The organism is Stenotrophomonas sp. RIT309, assembly GCF_000632045.1.
In the GTDB taxonomy this organism is placed as follows: domain Bacteria; phylum Pseudomonadota; class Gammaproteobacteria; order Xanthomonadales; family Xanthomonadaceae; genus Stenotrophomonas; species Stenotrophomonas indicatrix.
Genome location: NZ_JFYS01000009.1, coordinates 70446 through 90254 on the forward strand (window position 1 = coordinate 70446; position 19809 = coordinate 90254).

General features: G+C 64.6%; 19 protein-coding genes and 1 tRNA gene. 14 read left to right on the top strand and 6 right to left on the bottom strand.

Translation table 11 applies throughout. The features are described 5' to 3' along the window. The first annotated feature begins 14 nt into the window (after positions 1 to 14). Positions 15 to 470, top strand: coding sequence for a ClpXP protease specificity-enhancing factor (locus BW38_RS13805; RefSeq protein ID WP_032975698.1), 456 nt, complete (start codon positions 15 to 17; stop codon positions 468 to 470). Between the two features lie 37 nt (positions 471 to 507). On the opposite strand, the gene BW38_RS13800 is transcribed toward BW38_RS13805, so the two are convergent. From BW38_RS13800 to BW38_RS13785, 4 genes are all read right to left on the bottom strand, one after another. Further along, a complete protein-coding gene (locus tag BW38_RS13800; protein WP_025875275.1) occupies positions 508 to 858 on the bottom strand; it encodes a DUF3301 domain-containing protein in 351 nt (116 codons plus the stop codon). 69 nt (positions 859 to 927) lie between these two features. Continuing rightward, on the bottom strand, positions 928 to 1908 hold the full coding sequence (locus tag BW38_RS13795) for a DUF2272 domain-containing protein (RefSeq protein WP_032975700.1): 981 nt from the start codon (positions 1906 to 1908) through the stop codon (positions 928 to 930). A 112-nt stretch (positions 1909 to 2020) separates the two neighbouring features. Continuing rightward, positions 2021 to 2872 carry a carboxylating nicotinate-nucleotide diphosphorylase gene (nadC, locus tag BW38_RS13790; protein WP_032975701.1) on the bottom strand — a complete coding sequence of 284 codons (852 nt, stop codon included), beginning with the start codon at positions 2870 to 2872 and terminating at the stop codon, positions 2021 to 2023. After that, positions 2869 to 3138 carry a Trm112 family protein gene (locus BW38_RS13785; RefSeq protein ID WP_025875269.1) on the bottom strand — a complete coding sequence of 90 codons (270 nt, stop codon included), beginning with the start codon at positions 3136 to 3138 and terminating at the stop codon, positions 2869 to 2871. Before BW38_RS13785 ends, nadC begins: the two co-directional genes overlap by 4 nt. Before the next feature lie 58 nt (positions 3139 to 3196). Here BW38_RS13785 and purE point away from each other — a divergent pair, with 58 nt between their 5' ends. Both purE and BW38_RS13775 read left to right on the top strand, forming a co-directional pair. Beyond that, positions 3197 to 3700, top strand: coding sequence for a 5-(carboxyamino)imidazole ribonucleotide mutase (purE, locus tag BW38_RS13780; RefSeq protein ID WP_025875268.1), 504 nt, complete (start codon positions 3197 to 3199; stop codon positions 3698 to 3700). Next, complete coding sequence (locus tag BW38_RS13775; protein ID WP_032975702.1) at positions 3697 to 4845, top strand: 5-(carboxyamino)imidazole ribonucleotide synthase; 1149 nt, start codon at positions 3697 to 3699, stop codon at positions 4843 to 4845. The genes purE and BW38_RS13775 overlap by 4 nt, the downstream gene beginning before the upstream one ends. Before the next feature lie 216 nt (positions 4846 to 5061). Here the strand turns inward: BW38_RS13775 and BW38_RS13770 are convergent, their stop codons facing one another. Further along, entirely contained in the window at positions 5062 to 5640 is a 579-nt protein-coding gene (locus BW38_RS13770; RefSeq protein ID WP_032975704.1) for a superoxide dismutase, read from the bottom strand. A 119-nt stretch (positions 5641 to 5759) separates the two neighbouring features. Here BW38_RS13770 and grxD point away from each other — a divergent pair, with 119 nt between their 5' ends. The 11 genes from grxD to BW38_RS13715 all read left to right on the top strand — a co-directional run bounded on the left by grxD (position 5760) and on the right by BW38_RS13715 (position 19163). Continuing rightward, positions 5760 to 6080 (top strand): Grx4 family monothiol glutaredoxin, encoded by a 321-nt coding sequence (grxD, locus tag BW38_RS13765; protein WP_025875264.1) that lies wholly within the window; start codon positions 5760 to 5762, stop codon positions 6078 to 6080. Continuing rightward, positions 6077 to 6874, top strand: coding sequence for an SDR family NAD(P)-dependent oxidoreductase (locus BW38_RS13760; RefSeq protein WP_025875262.1), 798 nt, complete (start codon positions 6077 to 6079; stop codon positions 6872 to 6874). The genes grxD and BW38_RS13760 overlap by 4 nt, the downstream gene beginning before the upstream one ends. A 208-nt stretch (positions 6875 to 7082) precedes the next feature. Further along, the gene (locus BW38_RS13755; RefSeq protein WP_032975706.1) at positions 7083 to 10319 is read left to right on the top strand and encodes a TonB-dependent receptor; all 3237 of its coding nucleotides are present in this window, start codon (positions 7083 to 7085) and stop codon (positions 10317 to 10319) included. Positions 10320 to 10571: 252 nt separating this feature from the next. Continuing rightward, positions 10572 to 11960: a nucleotide 5'-monophosphate nucleosidase PpnN gene (gene ppnN, locus BW38_RS13750; RefSeq protein ID WP_025875258.1), complete on the top strand. Its 1389-nt coding sequence runs from the start codon at positions 10572 to 10574 to the stop codon at positions 11958 to 11960. 172 nt (positions 11961 to 12132) lie between these two features. After that, positions 12133 to 12648 carry a GspH/FimT family pseudopilin gene (locus tag BW38_RS13745; RefSeq protein WP_032975708.1) on the top strand — a complete coding sequence of 172 codons (516 nt, stop codon included), beginning with the start codon at positions 12133 to 12135 and terminating at the stop codon, positions 12646 to 12648. Next, positions 12645 to 13142, top strand: a complete 498-nt coding sequence (gene pilV, locus BW38_RS13740; RefSeq protein WP_025875254.1) for a type IV pilus modification protein PilV — start codon at positions 12645 to 12647, stop codon at positions 13140 to 13142. The genes BW38_RS13745 and pilV overlap by 4 nt, the downstream gene beginning before the upstream one ends. Before the next feature lie 8 nt (positions 13143 to 13150). Next, positions 13151 to 14308, top strand: a complete 1158-nt coding sequence (locus BW38_RS13735) for a PilW family protein (protein ID WP_032975709.1) — start codon at positions 13151 to 13153, stop codon at positions 14306 to 14308. A 5-nt stretch (positions 14309 to 14313) separates the two neighbouring features. Continuing rightward, positions 14314 to 14835: a PilX N-terminal domain-containing pilus assembly protein gene (locus BW38_RS13730; protein WP_032975710.1), complete on the top strand. Its 522-nt coding sequence runs from the start codon at positions 14314 to 14316 to the stop codon at positions 14833 to 14835. 13 nt (positions 14836 to 14848) lie between these two features. Further along, positions 14849 to 18610, top strand: a complete 3762-nt coding sequence (locus BW38_RS13725; RefSeq protein WP_032975711.1) for a PilC/PilY family type IV pilus protein — start codon at positions 14849 to 14851, stop codon at positions 18608 to 18610. Positions 18611 to 18633: 23 nt separating this feature from the next. Further along, complete coding sequence (locus BW38_RS13720; protein ID WP_032975712.1) at positions 18634 to 19041, top strand: type IV pilin protein; 408 nt, start codon at positions 18634 to 18636, stop codon at positions 19039 to 19041. Between the two features lie 45 nt (positions 19042 to 19086). Then, positions 19087 to 19163 (top strand) — tRNA-Asn (locus BW38_RS13715). A gap of 52 nt (positions 19164 to 19215) precedes the next feature. Here the strand turns inward: BW38_RS13715 and BW38_RS13710 are convergent. Further along, entirely contained in the window at positions 19216 to 19710 is a 495-nt protein-coding gene (locus tag BW38_RS13710) for a GspH/FimT family protein (RefSeq protein WP_032975713.1), read from the bottom strand. Positions 19711 to 19809 lie beyond the last annotated feature (99 nt).

Below are 19809 nucleotides of genomic sequence, written 5' to 3' on the forward strand. Positions count from 1 at the left end.
GCTACACTTCACGCATGACCGAAGACTTCTTCCACATGACCAGCCACCGACCGTACCTGTTGCGGGCCCTGGTGGAATGGATCAATGACAACCAGCTGACGCCGCACATCCTGGTCGACGCCGGCGTTCCCGGCGTGCAGGTTCCGCCTTCAGCCATCAAGGATGGCCGGGTGGTGCTCAACATCGCCGAACGCGCGGTGGTACGGCTGGTGATCGACAACGAGTCGGTGAGCTTCTCGGCGCGCTTCTCCGGCACCAGCTATCCGGTGCAGGTGCCGATCAGCGCCGTACTGGCGGTATATGCCCGCGAAACCGGGCAGGGCATGGCCCTGCCGGATGACATTCCCGGTGGCGATCCGGCGCCGGCCAGTGATGAGCTGCTGCACGACGATGAGCAGGCGCCGCCGGACGACACGCCGCCCGCTGGTCCGCCGCCGAAAGGCCGTCCGACCCTGCGCGTGGTCAAGTAATGGTGGGGCCGACCGTTGGTCGGCACACCTTCAGCCCCTACACATCCTCGGCCTCTTCGTTGTCCGCACGGATCTGGCTGATCCGTGCCGCGCCCGGGCCGGTAAATGAAACCAGCTGGTCGCCGCGCAGCACCATGCGGCCGACATGGCGATCGATGCCGTCGTAGGAATACTCGAACTTGAAGGTGCGCTCGAAGCCGAGGCGTCCGTCTTCCCCGCGCGACAAGCGCAGGCCCGTGGCGTGCACCGCCTGGTCCAGCCACTGCACATCGGCGGCACGGCAGGCGTTGCGGCCCAGCTCGATCGCACGTTCGGCGGCCGAACGCGCTGCGTTCCAGAAGAAGTAGACGATACCGCCGGCAATGAGCAGGAACAGCAGGGTGGGCATGGCATCAGCCGTCAGGTGTCGATCCGCCAAAGATGGCGACGAATGGCGACCGGATCAAGCGGCATCTGCTCAGCGATTGTTGCCAGGCTCCGTTGTCGGCTGCAGCGGCACCGGTGTCGGCGCAGCGGGTATCGCCGGCGGAAGCGGTGCGACCCGCGGCGCAGTGGCATTCAACTGCAGCAGCGCGGCCCAATCCTGCCGGTTGAAGCTGCATTCGTCCTCACGGCCCGGGGTGCAGGTCGGGTCGATGCCGGTGGTGTCGCGCTCGCGCGGCGGCGGCAGCTTGATCGTGCCGGTGCGATCCAGTTGCAGCAGGCGCATCGCCACGGTGTTCATGACATTGCCGCCCACCAGGTAGAGCGTCTGGTCGCCACCGAGGTTGGCCGCCACCACCACTTCGCAATGCGACTTCCAATGGCCGACCGAGCCGTTGCCCAGGGCCTGCACCAATCCGCTGTAACTGAGCGTGCTGCTGCGGTCGCGCAGGAAGCACAGCAGATCGCCCGGCGCAGGCTTGGCGGTGGCAGGGTCCACCAGGCGGTAGGGCACGCCGGAAGGGCCCGCCTGGTAGGCGGCGCGGATGTAGTCGATATGGCGTGGGGAAGTATTGAAGCCGGGTACGCCGGCACGCACCATCACCCAGGAAATGAAGGCCGCCGACCACGGATTGTCGATCAGGAAGGCGCGGCAATCGCTGTCGGTGTAACGCGTGCCCAGCGGCGCCAAGCAGCTGCTGGCGCCGGGCTGGCTGCCCAGCGCGTTGAGCGTGCCGCTTTCGCGCCAGTAGCTGGTGACCCGTTGCCAGGCGATCAGGCCGTTGTCGGCCAGATGATCGCCTTCGGCCTCGGTGACACTGAGGCTGGCGGCGCGGCCGTCACGGTCGATGAAGGGGCGATACCAGAGCCGATGCTCGTTGCAGGCGGTGTTGCGGATGGCGACCGCCAATGGGCTCAGGCCGAAACGCGGTGGGACATCGCAGGCTTCGACAGCGGCGGCCGAGAAAGGCGTCGCGGCCAGCAGCAGGCAGGCAGGCAAGAACATCCGGCGCATGCGCGGCTCCTGTGGGGGATGGCCGCAGCGTCGCAGCGCCGTTGTGAACGCCGGGTGTGAGAACGGTGGTGCCGGCCGTTGGCCGGCAACATCACGATCCGCGAATCCACCCTCAACCCGGTGGCGGACCCAGTTTCAACGACAGGTCGATTGCCTGCACGTGTTTGGTCAGGCCGCCGATGGAAATGCAGTCCACGCCATCTTCGGCGATCGAGCGCAGGCCGCCGAGGCCGACGCTGCCGGACACCTCCAGTGGAATGCGGCCTTCGGTGATGCGCACCGCTTCGCGCCGCAGTTCCGGGCTGAAGTCGTCCAGGAGGATGCGTTCACAGCCGGCTTCCAGCGCCTGCCGCAGCTGTTCCAGGTCCTCGACCTCGACCACCAGCGGCAGCTGTGGCCATTGCTGGCGGGCGGCCGACACAGCGGCAGCCAGTGAACCGGCCGCGCGGATGTGGTTCTCCTTCAGCATCACCGTGTCGTACAGGCCGAAGCGGTGGTTGTCGCCACCCCCGCACCGCACCGCGTATTTCTGGGCCAGGCGCAGGCCGGGCAGGGTCTTGCGGGTATCAAGAATGCGCGTGCCTGTACCTTCCACCGCAGCAACGTAGCGGGCCGTGGTGGTGGCAGTGCCGGACAGGGTCTGCAGGAAATTCAGCGAGGTGCGTTCGGCGCTGACCAGACTGCGGCTGCGCCCATGCAGCAGGGCCAGCACGGTGCCGGCGCTGACGCTGTCGCCTTCGGCCACCCGCCACTCGATCTGCACGTCCGCATCGAGTGCGCGATGGGTGGCATCGAACCACGCACGGCCCGCGATCACCGCATCCTGCTTGCATAGCAGGTAGGCGCTGTCGGGCTGGTCGGGCAGCAGGGCGGCGGTGACGTCACCGCTGCCCAGGTCCTCGGCCAACGCGCGGGCGACATCGGCCGCGACGACGGCTGGATCCGGCGTCGGCAGCGCGCTCATGCGGCCGGGAAGTCGGCGATCTGTGCGGTCGGGATGGCTTCTTCGGCCAGCAGCACCGGGATGCCGTCGTCGACGCGGAACACCTGCTTGCGGTCGCGGGTGACCAGGGCTTCGCGCAGCGGCTGCGCCAGCGGGTTGCCATCGGCGCGGTTGACGGAACCGGCGGCGATCGCCCGGTTGAGGGCTTCCAGGCCCTTGCCATCCAGCAGGGACAGGGGCTGGCGGGTGTCGGGCGACACCAGCAGGTCGAGCAGCTTGCGATCCATGGTTCTTCGTCTTGCGTGGAAGATGGCTAGAATACGTCTTTAAGGCAGGTGACGGCCAATGACCCCCAACCCGATCGCGCCGCTTGTCGGCATCGTCATGGGTTCCCGCTCCGACTGGGAAACCATGCAGCACGCCGCCCAGAAGCTTGAAGCTCTGGGTGTTCCGTTCGAAGTGAAGGTGGTGTCCGCGCATCGGACGCCGGATGTGTTGTTCAGTTATGCCGAGCAGGCCGGTTCGCGCGGGCTGCGCGCGATCATCGCCGGCGCCGGCGGTGCCGCGCATCTGCCGGGCATGATCGCGGCCAAGACCGCGGTGCCGGTGCTGGGCGTGCCGGTGCAGTCCAAGGCCCTCAACGGCATGGATTCGCTGCTGTCGATCGTGCAGATGCCGGCCGGCATCCCGGTCGCCACCTTCGCCATCGGCAATGCCGGCGCGTCCAATGCCGCACTGTTTGCCGCCGCGATGCTGGCCAGCGACCAGCCGGCCATCGGCCAGGCGCTGGACAGCTTCCGCGCGCGCCAGACCGAAGACGTGATGGCTCACGACGATCCGCGCCAATGAGCCTGACCGTCGGCATCCTCGGCGGCGGCCAGCTCGCCCGCATGATGGTCCTGGCCGGTGCGCCGCTGGGACTGCGCTTCGAACTGTATGATCCGGCGGCCGACGCCTGCAGTGGCCCGCTGGCACCGCTCACCGTGGGGGCCTTCGATGATCGCCAGGCACTGGCGGACTTCGCCGCCAAAGTCGATGTGATCACCTTCGATTTCGAGAACGTGCCGGCGGACAGCGCGCAATGGCTGGCCGACCGCGTGCCGGTCTACCCGCCGCCGTCGGCGCTGGCGGTGGCCCAGGACCGGTTGAGCGAGAAGACCCTGTTCCAGCAGCTCGGCATTCCGCTGCCGGCCTTCGCCGATATCCGCAGCCGCGACGAGCTGGCTGCCAGGGCCGCCGAATTCGGCCTGCCGTGCATCCTCAAGACCCGCCGCCTGGGCTACGACGGCAAGGGTCAGTTCCGCCTGCGCAGCGAAGCGGACATCGATGCGGCATGGCAGGCCCTGGGGGCGCAGGTCGAGCGCACCGGCCTGATCCTCGAGGGCTTTGTCGCCTTCCAGCGCGAAGTCAGCGTGGTTGCCGTGCGCGGCCGCGATGGCAGCTTCCAGGCTTGGCCGGTCACCGGCAACTGGCATGTCGACGGCGTGCTGTCGGCCAGCGTGGCACCGGCGGTGCTGTCCGCTGCCGAGCACGAAGCAGCGATCGGCTATGCCCGTCGTGTTGCCGAACACCTGCAGTACGTGGGTGTGTTCGCGCTGGAACTGTTCTGCCGCGACGGTGAACTGCTGGCCAACGAGATGGCGCCGCGCGTGCACAATTCCGGGCACTGGACCATCGAAGGCAGCGAAACCTCCCAGTTCGAGAACCACCTGCGTGCGGTGCTCGGCCTGCCGCTGGGCAGTACCCGCATGCTCGGCCATGCCTGCATGCTGAACTGGCTGGGGGCAATGCCCGACCCGACGCCGGTGCTGCAGCAGGCCAGTGGCCATTGGCACGATTACGGCAAGGAATCGCGTGACGGCCGCAAGGTGGGTCACGCCACCCTGCGTGATGATGATGCCGATGCACTGGCCGATGCGCTGGAGCAGGTAGGCCTGGAGCTCGACCGCCAGGCCCAGGTGGCCCCCGCGGTACACGCGTTGCGTAACGGCTGACCAAGGTGATGCCGGCCGTCGGCCGGCAGGCGCCGCTGAACCCGGTAGTGCCGGCCGCTGGCCGGCGACGCCCACCAAGGTGGGCATCTACCAGAGCAGGGCCCACCAAGGTGGGCATCTACCAGAGCGGGGCCGACCAGGATGGGCATCCACCACGGCCAGGCGTGATGCCGGTAGCGCCGGGCCATGCCCGGCGGATACGGATGCCCGTCGGTCTCAGCGCAGCTGGCTCTCGGCGAATTCCCAGTTCACCAGTTGCCAGAATGCTTCCAGATAGCGTGCACGATCATTCTGGTAGTCGGTGTAGTACGCGTGCTCCCAGACATCGCAGCAGAGCAGCGGCGTGCTGTCGCCGGTCAGCGGCGTACCCGCATTGCGGGTGGCCTGCAGGCCGAGCTGCCCGCCGGGGTGCTGCACCAGCCACACCCAGCCGGAGCCGAACAGGCCAAGCGCGGTTCGATTGAACTCTTCGCGCAGACGCTGGCCGTCGCCGAACTGGCGCTTGACCAGTTCGCCCAGGCGGCCCTGCGGCTCGCCACCGCCGCGCGGGCGCAGGCACTGCCAGTAGAAGCCGTGGTTCCACGCTTGGGCGGCGGCATCGAACAGCGCGCCCTGGGCGTGGCGGACAATGTCCTCCAGTGTGGCTTCTTCCCATTCGGTGCCGACAATGGCGGCATTGACCGCCTCGATGTAGGCGCGATGGTGGCGACCGTGATGCAGTTCCACGGTCTGTGCCGACAGGTGCGGCTGCAGGGACGAGGGCAGGTAGGGCAGGGCGGGCAGTTCGACGGGCATGGACAGGTTCGTGGCCAGGGGGCGGCGGCAGCCGGTACCATCGGCTTACAATGGCAGCTACCGTGGGCAGTCTAGCCGACCATCACGGTTGGTTTGTCCGGCGAAGCAAGGAGTGAGGTGTGGCGGTAATGCAGCAAATCCAGGCCGAGGTGGATCGTTACCCGCTCGTGCTGTTCATGAAGGGCACCCCGCAATACCCCATGTGCGGCTACTCCAGCCGCGCCGTGCAGGCCTTGATGGCCGCAGGCGCCGTCGCGCTGCGCACGGTCAATGTGCTGGAAGAGCCGGAGATCCGCGCCAATCTGCCGCGCTTCTCCAATCTGCCCACCTTCCCGCAGCTGTTCATCAACGGCGAGTTGATTGGCGGCTGCGACATCGTCATGGAACTGTTCGAAGCCGGCGAGCTCAAGCGCATCGTCGAAGAGGCTGCGCAGGGATGAGCGCCTGGCCATCGACGTCACCGGCAGACGGGGCGCTTGATGGCCGCCCATTGCAGGACCGTGTGGTGCTCATTGCCGGTGCGGGCGGCGGGCTCGGCAGCGCTGCCGCTGTTGCAGCCGCTGAGGCGGGGGCGACCGTGGTCCTGCTGGGGCGCAAGCCACGAAGGCTGGACCGGGTCTACGCCCAGGTGCAGGCGGTTGGGCCGGAGCCCCTGTTGTACCCGTTGGACCTGGAAGGTGCCGGTCCCGACGACTATGCCGAACTGGCCCAGGCGGTGGCGCAGGAGCTGGGGCGCCTTGATGGCCTGCTGGTCTGCGCGGCCCACTTTCCCGGCCTGACCCCGTTCGAGCTGGCCGACCCGGCCAGCTTCGCCCGCGCCGTGCACGTCACCCTGACCGCTCCGGCTTGGCTGGCCCAGGCCTGCCTGCCGTTGCTGCGCCAGCGTGAAGATGCGGCGCTGGTATTCACCGTGGATGCCCCTGAGCGGGTGGGGCAGGCGTACTGGGGCGGCTACGGTGTCGCCCAGCACGGCCTGCGCGGGCTGATCGGCAGCCTGCATGACGAGCTGGCCCGCAGCCCGGTGCGGGTGAGTGGCCTGTATCCTGGCCCCTTGCGTACCGCCCTGCGTGCGCGGGCCTATTCGATCGACCAGGACCCGGCCGCATGCGGCCCCGAGGCCGCCGCGGCAGCGGCCGTGACCCTGTTGTCCGCTGCCGGACTGGCGTGGCGCGGGCAGGTGCTCGATGCGGGCAATCCGCCATCGACGAGTGAAGACGTTCGTAAAGCGGAATGAAGATTCCGTCACGATAGCGTTGCGATCCGGTGCCGTTTGTCGCACAACCGTCACATTGAAAGCGTAGCGTGTTAATCTAGTGTTAACCGTTGCGGCAGCTGCCGTTCACGGTAGGGAACCCCAGATAAATGTCCGAACAGCCGCCCGCAAGGCTGCTTGGATGCGCTTTTTTTCCGCCATCGCCAACTCGCATCGAGGCTACCGAACAATGACTCACCCATTCCGGATGTCCAAGCTCACCCTTGGTCTCGTGGCTGCGCTCGCCGCCGCTCCCGCCTTCGCCCAGAGCACCTCTGCCGGTGTCGGCGGCCAGGTCGTGTCCAATGCGGGCGCGCCTGTTGCTGGTGCTGAAGTCACCATCACCCACACCGAATCGGGCACCGTTTCGCGTGCGACCACCGATGCGTCGGGTCGTTACAACGCGCGCGGCCTGCGCGTGGGTGGTCCGTACACCATCACCATCACCAAGCCGGGTGAGGGCACCAAGACCGAAGAGGGCGTGTACCTCAACCTGAACCAGGTCAACACGGTCAACGCCAACCTGGCCGGCGATGTTGCCGCCACCAATCTGGATGCCGTCCAGGTCGTGGCTGCCGCAGTGGGCAGCGACCTGTTCAGCGCCTACAAGATGGGCACCGGCACCAACGTCAACCGCGAAACGCTGGAGTCGCTGCCGTCGGTGAACCGCAACATCCAGGATTACATCCGCCTCGATCCGCGCATCTCGCAGGTCAGCAAGGCCGACGGTGCCATCTCGGTCGGTGGTCAGAACACCCGTTACAACGCGATCCGCATCGATGGCATCGGTGCCGGCGATCCGTTCGGCCTGGAATCCAACAACCTGCCGACCGAGCGTCAGCCGGTGTCGATGGATGCGATCCAGGAAATCAACATCGACATCGCCAACTACGACACCACCATTGCCGGCGGTACGGGCGCGGTGATCAATGCGGTGACCAAGTCGGGTACCAACAACTTCGGCGGCACCGTGTATTACGCGTACCGCGACAAGGACATGGTCCGCAAGAACCTGGACGATGTCCGCTTCAACGGTTTTGATGACGAAAAGACCTACGGCATGACCTTCGGCGGCCCGATCGTCAAGGACAAGCTGTTCTTCTTCGCCAACTACGAAAAGATGGAGCGTTCGGCCCCGGGCGTCAGCCTGACCGATTCGCCGTACGGCAAGGGCACCATCACCGATGCCGACATCACCCGCGCGCAGCAGATCGCGACCGGTTACGGCTTCGACGCAGGTTCGCTCAACGCCCCGGCCAACAAGACCGAGGTCGAAGAGTACGCGCTGAAGATCGACTGGAACATCAACGAGAACCACCGTGCCGCGGTGCGTTACAACAAGCTCGAGCAGAATGTTGTCCGCTTCCCGCAGATCAGCAACAGCGCGGTTTCGCTGAGCACCTTCTGGTACCAGCAGCCGAAGACCTACGAATCCTGGATGGGCGAGCTGTTCAGCGACTGGTCCGAGAATTTCTCGACCGAGTTCAAGATCTCGCACAAGGAATACACCTCGGTCCGTACCACGCCGTCGAGCCTGCCGCAGATCCAGATCCGTGGTTTTGGCGCCAGCGGCAATGACTCGCTGTACTTCGGTACCGAGCAGAACTCGCACGTCAACGCGGTCGAGAGCAAGGAGCTGAGCGCCTTCGGTGCCGCCACCTGGTACGTCGGCGACCACACCGTCAAGTTCGGCTTCGACTACTCCGACAACGACCTGCTGAACTACTACGGTCGTAACGTCAACGGCGCGTATGTGTTCAACAACCTCAGCGATTTCGCTGCAGGTCGCGTCAACCAGTACGTTGTGCGTGCGCCGCGCGCCGGCGGCAGCTACGACGACATCCCGGCCAAGTACACGCTGAAGAACACCGGCCTGTTCATCCAGGACAGCTGGGCCATCAACAGCAACCTGACCGTGCAGGCCGGCGTCCGCGTCGACATGCCGGACTTCGGCACGCAGAAGCTGTACAACCCGCGCATCATGGAACTGTACGGCTACGACAACACCCAGCTGCCCGACAGCAAGCTGGTGCAGCCGCGCTTCGGCTTCAACTACACCTTCGACAGCGATCGTCCGACCCAGCTGCGCGGCGGCGTGGGCCTGTTCGGTGGCGCGGCCCCGAACGTGTGGCTGGCAGGTGCCTACCAGAACACCGGCCTGAACTACACCGAGTACACCGTTCGTAACCAGACCGGCATTTTCACCCCGAACACCAATCCGCCGTACATCCCGGCTGCGGGTGCCGGTGCTCGTCAGAACGTGGACATCGCTGCGCCTGACCTGAAGCTGCCGTCGGTGTGGAAGTCCAACATCGCCTTCGATCACGAGCTGCCGTGGTATGGCATCGTTGCGTCGGCTGAGTTCCTGTACACCAAGGTCAAGAGCGCGATCTACTTCGAGCGACTGGACCTGTACAACGCTTCGGGCGTTGCAGCGACCCGCATCGGCCAGGATGGTCGCGAGCTGTACTGGAATGACGCAGGCTACGTGCCGTGCGCCGGCGCCAACTGCTCCATCCGTGAAGGCAGCAACGGTGCGGGCGGCAAGTTCAATCGTCCCTCTGACATGGGCGACGTGCTGCTCATGAAGAACACCGACAAGGGCAGCAGCCGCCAGTTCACCGCCGGTCTGAACAAGCCGCTGACCGAGAACTGGGGCTGGTCGCTGGCCTACACCTACACCGCCGCGAAGGAAGTCAGCCCGCTGACCAGCTCGCAGAACACCTCCAACTGGGGCAGCACCCTGATCGGTACCGCCAACGAGAACGTGGCCTATGATTCGCGCTACGCGATCAAGGACCGCGTGACCGGTTCGATCAACTGGAAGAAGGCGTTCTTCGGCAACTACAACACCACCGTGGGCCTGTTCTACGAAGGTCGTTCGGGTCGTCCGTTCAGCTACATCTACTACAACGACATGAACGGCGATGCCGCCGCCACCACTGGCGCCGGTTACTTCAACGACCTGTTCTACGTGCCGAATGGCCCGGGCGACGTCAAGTTCACCGGCGGTGCGGCGATGGAGAAGGCCTTCTTCGACTGGCTTGCCGCCAACCCGCAGCTGGAGAAGTACCGCGGCGAGATTGCTCCGGCAAACGCCTTCCGTACCAAGTGGGTGAACAGCTTCGACCTGCACATCGCCCAGGAATTCCCGGGCTTCGTGAAGGAGCACAAGGGTGAGCTGGCGCTGGACATCATGAATGTCGGCAACCTGCTCAACAAGAAGTGGGGCCGTATTGAAGATTACGGTTTCAACTCCACCTCCCGCGTGGCCAGCTACGCAGGTATCGATCCGGCAACCGGCAAGTACATCTACAACTTCACCGGCGCCACCGATACCCCGACCATCCAGGAAAACAACAACGACAAGGGCAACACCGGTGTGTCGCGCTGGTCGATGCAGCTGACCCTGAAGTACAAGTTCTGATCCGTCAGAGCCTGATGCAGTAAAGGGAAACGGCCGGGGAAACCCGGCCGTTTTCCGTTCAGGCGAAAGTCCTTGCGGGAGGTGGTGCATCGGCGTAGCATCCAGACACGTGCGCGGCGCAGATGCCGCCGAAGCGGTCCCGGAGCGGCGAACGCGGGACGCACCTATCCAACGGTCGGGCTTCCCGGCCGTTTTGCTTTTTAAGGGGGCGGCAGTACAGTCGGACACCTTAAAGGAAGCAGAAAAGTGGATATGACAACGAATGAAAAGGCAGCGCGGACGCTGCCGGTGCAGGACGCGCGGATCTACCCGCGTGGTGGCCTGGATGTGCTGTCGCGGGCCGAGGTTGCGCGCCTGCGCGACGCCTCCAGTGGTGGCATGCACGAGCTGCTGCGCCGCTGCGCGCTGGCGGTGCTGACCAGTGGCAGTGCCTCCGATGATCCGCGCGCCGCGCGCGATCTTTACCCCGATTTTGACATCCAGGTCGCACAGCAGGATCGCGGCGTGCGCATCGACCTGGCCAATGCGCCGGCGATGGCGTTCGTCGATGGCGAGATCATCCGCGGCGTGGCCGAGCTGCTGTTCGCGGTGGTCCGTGACCTGGCGTACATGGCCATCGAGATGGGCCCGGCCTACGCGGCCGAGCTGGAGTCGTCCGAGGGCATCACCAATGCGGTGTTCGGGCTGCTGCGCAATGCGCGCATCCTCAACCCGGGTGACCCGAACCTGGTGGTCTGCTGGGGCGGCCACTCGATTTCGCGCGACGAGTACCTGTATACCAAGCAGGTCGGTTACGAGCTGGGCCTGCGCGGCCTGGACATCTGTACCGGCTGCGGCCCGGGCGCGATGAAGGGCCCGATGAAGGGCGCCACCATCGCCCACGCCAAGCAGCGCCGGACCGTGACGCGCTACATCGGCCTGACCGAGCCGGGCATCATCGCCGCCGAGTCGCCGAACCCGATCGTCAACCACCTGGTGATCATGCCGGACATCGAGAAGCGCCTTGAAGCCTTCGTCCGCATCGGCCACGGCATCATCGTGTTCGCCGGTGGCGTGGGTACCGCCGAAGAGATCCTGTACCTGCTCGGCATCCTGCTGCGCGAGGAGAACAAGGACCTGCCGTTCCCGCTGATCCTGACCGGCCCGACCGTCGCTGCGCCGTACTTCGAGCAGATCGACCGTTTCATCCGCCTGACCCTGGGCGACGCCGCGGCCGAGCGCTACGAAATCGTCATCGGCGACCCGGTGGCGGTGGCCAAGAAGATGTCGGCCGGCATCAAGCGCGTGCGCGAGCATCGCCTGGCGCAGAAGGATTCGTTCTTCTTCAACTGGTCCATCGAGATTCCGTGGGAATACCAGCAGCCGTTCGTGCCGACCCACGAGGCGATGGCGGCGCTGGACCTGCACCACGGGCGTGCGCCGCACGCGCTGGCAGCCGACCTGCGCCGGGCCTTCTCGGGCATCGTCGCCGGCAACGTGAAGGAAGACGGCATGCGCCGCATCGAGGAGTTCGGGCCGTTCCAGATCCATGGCGACCCCGACATGATGCAGGCCCTGGACGCGCTGCTGCGTGCCTTCGTCGAGCAGCGCCGGATGAAGATCTCCGGCGAATACCAGCCCTGCTACCAGGTGCTGGCGTAAGCGAGGCGAGGGGGGCTGGACGGCGCGGCGGGGACCGCGCCGGACCGGTGGGGGAGGGCGGGATGTCAAGGCTTTGACGCCCGTCGCCCGGATCTGACCGTTCATCCTGCCGCCGCTTGCCGGCGGCAGGCCGGTGCGCCATCGTGGCCACCAACACGCTGGGGAGCGTCCAATGTCTTTGCGCCGGCAAAACGGCTTCACGCTGATTGAGTTGATGGTCACCCTGACCGTCTTCGTGATCCTGTCGTCGATCGCCTATCCGAGCTTCCGCAGCATGATTCGTTCGAACCGGCTGGCAACTGCCAACAACGAAGTAATCGCGTTGACCAACCTTGCGCGCAGCGAGGCCATCCGCAACAACCGTGGTGGTGGCCTCTGTGGCAGTACCGATGGCCTGGCGTGTGACGGTGAATGGTCAAAGGGGCTGTTGGCCTGGTCCGATCTCGACGCTGATGGCGTGCTGGGCAGCAATGACAGCGTGCTGCGTTTTTCCCTGGGCAACCCGCAATTGAGCGTGGTTGGTCCCCCGGGAGCGACCATCGCCTTTGATGGCCGTGGCCGTCGCAAGGCCGCGGACGATCAGACGGTGGTCCTGTCCCCGGCGTCCTGCAAGGCCGGCGAACAGCGCAGCACATTGACGATCAACAAGTCCGGCCAGGTCCGGGTGACCAAGGGAACCTGCTCATGAATCGCCGCAACCTTGCCTCTCCGCGTTCGTCCCAGGGTGGCTTCAGCCTGATCGAAGTGATGGTTGCGTTGTTGATCCTTGCGTTCGGGCTGCTCGGCTTTGCCTTGCTGCAGACCACGAGCGTGCGATTCGTACAGAGTGCCAATTACCGGACCCAGGCGACCAACCTGGCCAACGACCTGATCGAACTGATGCGCGCCCAGCGCACCGATACGCTTGCCGGCGGGGCCTACTCTTCGGCCTCGTTCGCTGCCGGAGCGGTGACGGCCAATGGTGCTTGTGCCTGGCCGACCGGCGCGGCGGTGACGCCGAAGACCAACGTGGCACGCTGGCAATGTGAGGTTGTGAAGACACTCGGTGAAAAGGCCAGTGCAGAGGTCCAGTTTACCCAGAGCACCGGCCGGGTCAGCGTGGCCATTACCTGGGGTGATCAGCGTTGGGATCCGAAGGAGCCCGACAGCCTCACCACCTTCGGCCTGACCACTTTCCTGTGAGCGCGTCCATGAGTCCGTCTTCACGAGCCCGCGGCCTGTCGCTGATCGAACTGATGATCGCCATGGTCATCGGTCTGGTCCTTCTGCTGGGCATCACGCAGATCTTCATCGCGTCCCGCGCGGCTTCACGCCTGTCCGAGGGGGCTGCCCGGACCCAGGAGAATGCACGTTTCGCATTGGACTTCCTGCAGCGTGACCTGCGCATGGCGGGTCACTTTGGCTGCGTGAACGACCAGGCGCATGTGATCAAGAACACCGGCGATGTCCGCTACAACCTCGGTATCGCCGCGGGCAGTGGAGATCCGCTGGATTTCTCGGTGCCGGTGCAGGGGTATGAGGCCGCAGGCACCGCCCCGACCAATACACTGACCCTGGGGCGCACGTGGAGCGCGGCGATATCCGTGCCCAAGAGCATCATCAACCTGAAGCCGGCGCCACTGCCCGGCAGTGATGTGCTTGTGCTCCGCCTGTTGAGCCCGGAAGGGGCGGTTGTGACAGGCGTCGGTGTGGATGGCACTACAACCACGGTGACGGTGTCCGGTGACGGCATGGCGCGCCTGAAGGCGGGTGCTGCCGGCACTCCGACCGTGTTCGCGCTGGCCGATTGCACCCGCGCCGATGTGTTCCCGGCCACCATCAGTGGATCCACCGTCAAGATCGAGAAGCTGGATCTGACCGGCTATTCGGTCAACAACGCGATGACGATGCTGTATCGCGCCGATGGCCTGGTGTATTACATCGCGAGCAACGGCAACAATGAGCCTGCCCTGTACCGCGCCCGCGCCAACGGAGCCGGTGGCTACGGTGACGGTGAGGAGCTGGTGGAGGGCATCGAGAGCATGCAGCTCCTGTACGGCCTTGACGCAACGCCGGATATTTCGCTTTCCACTCCGCCCAGTGGCCGCATCGTCGACCAGCGTGTTGCCAGTGCCGTCAGCACCGCGACGGATGCGACCGCTGTTGGCGCATGGCGCCGCGTCGGCATGGTGCAGGTGGGGCTGCTTGCGCGCAGCCCGCAGCGGGCGTCGGCGCAGGCTCCGGGTTCGGCAGCCACCTACCTGGGGGTGCTTGGTGTGACCATCGCGCCGGGCGATCCCTATGACCAGCGCCACCGTGGCGCCTATGAAGTTTCCGTTGCGTTGCGCAACCGCCTGTTCGGGAATTGACGACCATGCGCTCCATCAAGCTGTCTTCGCGCCGCACCTTCTCTGCCCCTGTCCGGCAGCGTGGTGCCGTGCTCTACGTCGCGCTGATTCTGCTGATCATGCTGGCGCTGCTGGGCGTGATAGGCATGCAGGTGGCCGGCATGCAGGAGCGCATGGCATCGGGCTACCGTGCCGGCAACGTAGCCTTCCAGAGTGCCGAGGGCGCCGCCCGCAGTGCCGAGAATGCCGTGGAGAAGATTGCCAATCGCCAGTCGCCGGGTGACAGCCCGACGGTTACCTCGGCCGACATCGATCAACGCTGCGACGATGGCTTCGATCCATCGGACTGGGTCGCCAAGACCAAGCTGGGCAGCAAGCCGGCAGTGAAGGTCCGGCAGATCCAGGGCTGCATCCAGGGAGAAGGGGCGCTGGACATGGGCAAGCCGTTGGAGGCCGCAACACCGGTCTACCAGATCACGACATACGCCGGCGACACGGCCACCGACGCGACATCGCGCTCGGCGGTCGACACCGTATTCAAGCTGTGAGGGTGGGGAACCCATGAACACGCGAAATCGCAGGATCCTGGCGGGCGTAGGCCTTGCCGTTGTCGCCGCTGGCGGCTATCTGGTGCATACCCTGATGGCCGCGCAGGCGCAGGGTGTGTTGGCGCAGGAGCCCTTGAACGTGCAGGTGCAGACACCGCCTGCGTTCATCATGGCCGTGGATGACTCGAATTCGATGACCTTCGAGCGCATGTTCCCGGGCGGTGACGGGCGCTTGATCTTCAGCACGTCGACTGGCAGCTTCTTCAACAACAATGGCAGCTTCTACAGCGTTGGGCAGGACTGCAACTCCGGTTCAGCCGATTGCTATCTTTACCTTTACGCGCACAACAACTACAACGAGCGCTATTCGTATGGTCGTGCGATCCCGCCGCTGGATATCTTCGGCTTCGCCCGCTCGCACGTCTACAACGCCAGCTACTACAACCCGTCAGTCAGCTACAAGCCGTGGCTGAGGGCCGATGGAACCCGCTGGAACCCTGCCAGTACCACGGCGGCGCGTGTCGACCCGCGCTCCGGATTTGCGGGGTACGACATCACGTACAACATGACCAGTGTGCGTTCAAGCAGCGGTGAGGGATTCCAGTTCGTCGACGGGATGAAGATTCCCGATCTGACGGGAACCGACAATGCGTATTATCGCAACAACGCCTGGCGCACCGCTTCGCGTGACATCGGCTCTGCGGTGCAATATGGCGTGCAGTACTTCCCGGCGACCTTCTACCTGCCGGAGAATTCCCCGGCGCCCTACGGATACAAGTCGGACGATGCGAATCGACCGGTGATCCAGGGGGCCTGTGGGCCCAAGTGCAATCTGCGCCGCTATCAGATCAAGAAGGACAACTACAGCATCGATGGTGCCTACGACACTGCGGTGCAGAACTTCGCCAATTGGTTCCAGTATCACCGCAGCCGCACGCTGGCCATTGTCGGTGCGTCCACCGAGGCGTTGTACGGCGTCGACAACATGCGGGTGGGTTACTTCACGATCAATGACCTGAAGAACGTGAAGATGCATGATCTGGTGACCAACCGCGCCGATCTCTATCAGCAGATCTACGGATTGAAGCCGATCAGCGGCACGCCCAACCGTCGTGCTGTGGAGTATCTGGCCGAACAGTTCCGCCGTACCGACGACGGCGCGCCCGTCATCCGCGCCTGCCAGCGCAATGGCGGCATGTTGTTCACGGATGGCTACACGAATTCCAAGAACTATCCGAATGGCTCGTTCGCCAACGCGGACGCGGTCAATACCGTGAACCTGCCGACACTGCCCTTCGCCGACAATTACAGCAATACGATGGCCGACGTCACTGCGGCCTATTACTCGGGCAGCAAGACGCCGCTTCGTTCCGATACCGGCTTCCCCAAGGGGCAGGTGCCGGTGGACGAGCGCTGCGGCACGTTGTCCCAAGGCAGCGCGGAGTGGAAGCGACTGGACTGCCAGGCCGATCTGCACATGAATTTCTACGGTGTCACGCTTGGTGCTCAGGGGCGGATTTACGGCGTGGATGCTGCCGCCACGGCGGATCCGTACAAGAATCCGCCGAACTGGAACGGCAGCCCTGATCCATCGACGGTGGACGATGGAACGGTCATCGATGAGATCTGGCACGCCGCGCTCAACAGCCGTGGTGAATTCATCAATGCGCAGACGCCTGCCGATGTAACCGAGGCGATGCGACGTGTGTTGGCCTCGATTTCCGGCGGCAAGTCGTCGTCGGGAACCATTGGCATGACCGGCGCCCGCATTGGTGCAGGTTCGCTGTCGGTGACGCCAAGCTATGACATCCGCAATGGTGCGACCGACTGGTCGAGCAAGCTGAAGGCGTCGACCGTGAAGATCAACAGTGACCAGGTCGCTGTGTTCAGCGAGGCCTGGGAGGCGTCAACGAAACTCGCTTCAACGGGTCGCCGCATCGTGGCCAACAAAGCGGGTACGCTGGTTGACTTCGGTTCGGCCGACATCAGCCTGGCCGATCTTTGCAGCAAGCCGGATGGCAAGTACGCAGAGATGCTGGTGTGCTCGACTGACAAGCTGAAGTCCATTGATGCTGATATCGACACGGCCATCCGCTATCTGAAAGCGGATACGACGATGGAAAAGCGCAGCGGCGGCAAGTACCGCGACCGCACCACGCCGCTGGGCGATATCGTCAATTCGGCGCCGGTGGTCAGTTCGCCTACCGATGACTACGGCTATCGCCAGCTCGGCGAAGATTATGCCGCCAGCTATGCCAAGTACCTGGACACCAAGGCGAAGAGTGGTCGTTACACGGTGTACGTCGGTGCCAATGACGGCATGCTGCATGCCTTCGATGGTGGCATGGGGGCATCGGGTGAGATGGACAGTACGGGAGGGACCGAGCGCTTTGCGTACATTCCCTCAACCTCGCTGGGCCATATGGCCAACCTGCTGTTCCCGTACAAACCGGATACCGCTGATCAGACCTTCCGCCATCGCTATTTCGTCGACGGTGCAATCACCATCTCGGACATGCTCGTCGGCAGCACCTGGCAGACGGGACTGGTCGGTACGGCTGGCGCTGGTGGTCGCTCGGTATTTGCGCTGGACGTGAGTGACCCGGCAGCGTTTACCACGCGTCAAGCGCTCTGGGAGATCAGCGACCTGAACATGTCGTTGGCCGAGGGCGTGCGCAACAACATCGGCTTCGTGCTGGGCAAGCCGGTGATCGTACCGGTGAAGGAAGGCAAGACGGTTGCATGGAAGGCGATCTTCGGCAACGGCTATAACAGTGCCAGCCGCAAGGCCGTACTGTTCGTCGTGGATATGGCGTCGGGCGCCACGCGGATGATCGAGGCGGTAGAGAGCAATGCCTCGGGAGCCAACATCTCCGGAGACAATGGGTTGGGCAACGTGGTGGTGGTGGATCGCTGGCGTGGCGACAGCCAGGACCTGCGCGGTCGCGATGGTCTTGCCGATACCGTCTACGCTGCCGATCAGCGTGGCGCCATCTGGAAATTCGACCTCACCGATAGTTCCAACACGGCGCTGACCGTTCCCGTATTCACCACCCAGGTCAGCCAGGACACCAGCGCGCGGAACTTCCGCCAGCCGATCACGGGCGGCATGACCGCTGCGACCGGTCCATCGGGTGGCGTGATGCTGTATTTCGGTACGGGCAGCTTCTCGTTCTACAGTGACAAGGACGACACCTCGCGACAGGCGTTGTATGCGGTCAATGACATTGGCGGGAAGAGGGTCACATCGACCTTGACCTCGGCCAATCTGGCGCCCTATACCGCGGATGCTCCGGCGACGGGCGCCGAGGCGCGCAGGATTGTGGCAGGGACTGCGCCGGCCAATGCGCGAGGGTGGATGATCAACCTGCCTGCGAGCAACGGTGAACGGTTCGTTGGTAATCCACTGCTGGTCAGCGGCATCATGTTCATGCCGACCTATGTCCCCAATCTGGAAACCGTTGGCTGTTCGACGAGTGGTTCGAACTGGCTGTTTGGTCTTTCCTCGCTGACCGGTGCGCCTGCCCTGGAGAATGTCCGGACCGGTTCACCCACGGGTGTCAAGCCGGCGTCGGGTACAGCGGGCCTGTCGTTGAAGACCGAGGGAACCGCGCCGGTCAAGGACGTATCCCTGTCGGTCATACCGCGTCTGGGTAGTGGCAAGGAAGGTCCGCCCGGGGGCAGCTCTTGCTGGATGGTGGTAGGCGCCGCCGGCAGCCAGTCGCTGTATCTGCCTTATCCCTGCGGTCGCCAGTCCTGGCGGCAGCTCCAGTGACCCCTGTGCGAGGATCCACATCCATGCAGTCTTTCCGTGCGCCTCATCGCTCAGCGGGCTTTACGTTGATCGAATTGATGATCGTGGTGATCGTCATCGGCATCCTGGCGGCCATCGCCATTCCTTCGTACCAGCAGTACGTACTTCGATCACATCGTGCAGTAGCCAAAGCGGACCTGGCCGAGTACGCGCAACGTGCGGAGCGCTATCACTCCAGCAACAATTCCTACTCGGGCTACACCCTGCCCAGCAAGGTCTCGCCACGCGAGGGCGGGGCGACGCGATACGACCTGAGTTACAAGGGCGATGGTTCCACGTTCACGATCACGGCGTCTCCTTCGGGTACGCAGGTCAAGGACAGCTGCGGCAAGCTGACCCTCGACCAGGCCAACCGGAAGACCTCGGGAGGAGCGGTTTCCGATTGTTGGTAGTGGGTGTTGATCTTCCAGGATTCGACCAGTACAATGCGCCTCCCCGCCCGAATAGCTCAGCCGGTTAGAGCACTTGACTGTTAATCAGGGGGTCGTTGGTTCGAGTCCAACTTCGGGCGCCAGATACTGCAGAAGCCGCGAGAAATCGCGGCTTTTTGCTTTTCTTTGCTCTGTTCAGCACGGCAGATCGCGGTTGCTGCGTTCACTGCGGGTACGCCCGCCATTGTTGACCACCAGCTTGCCGTGCAGGTGTCTGCCAGCGCAGATGCGCAGGGTCAGATTGGCGCCGGGGCTTCGCCCATCCGCCTGGAAAAACAGGAGCGGCCGTCCGCTGCTGGCGTGTGCCAGGATCGAGACATCGTCGCGGCCACGGTGATGGGCCAGGATGGCTTCCGGCGTTGCTGGTGAGCCCCGCCGCAGGCCACTGCGATAGATGATCCAGCCGGCACTCCAGTCGTCCGTGCACTGATGCCCGTCTTCGCTGGCGCACACGCCGATCAGTTCACGCCGGATCAGCGCTTGGCTGCGCGCGCTGGAGAGACTGGCATGCAGCGTCAGCTGCAGTGCGTCGGCGCGGTGGCGCAGCAGTGTTGACTGCAGCGTCGGCCATCCTGCCGCCAGCAACACGGAAAGGACGGCAATAATCGTCACCAGTTCAATCAGTTGCATGCCAAGGGCGGGGCCGGGGACAGGGGGGCGTTTCAAGGGCGGGGTCATGGAGCGAGCGTCGCCCCTTTCAATGGGGGGCGCCATCGGGCATCCCCCTGC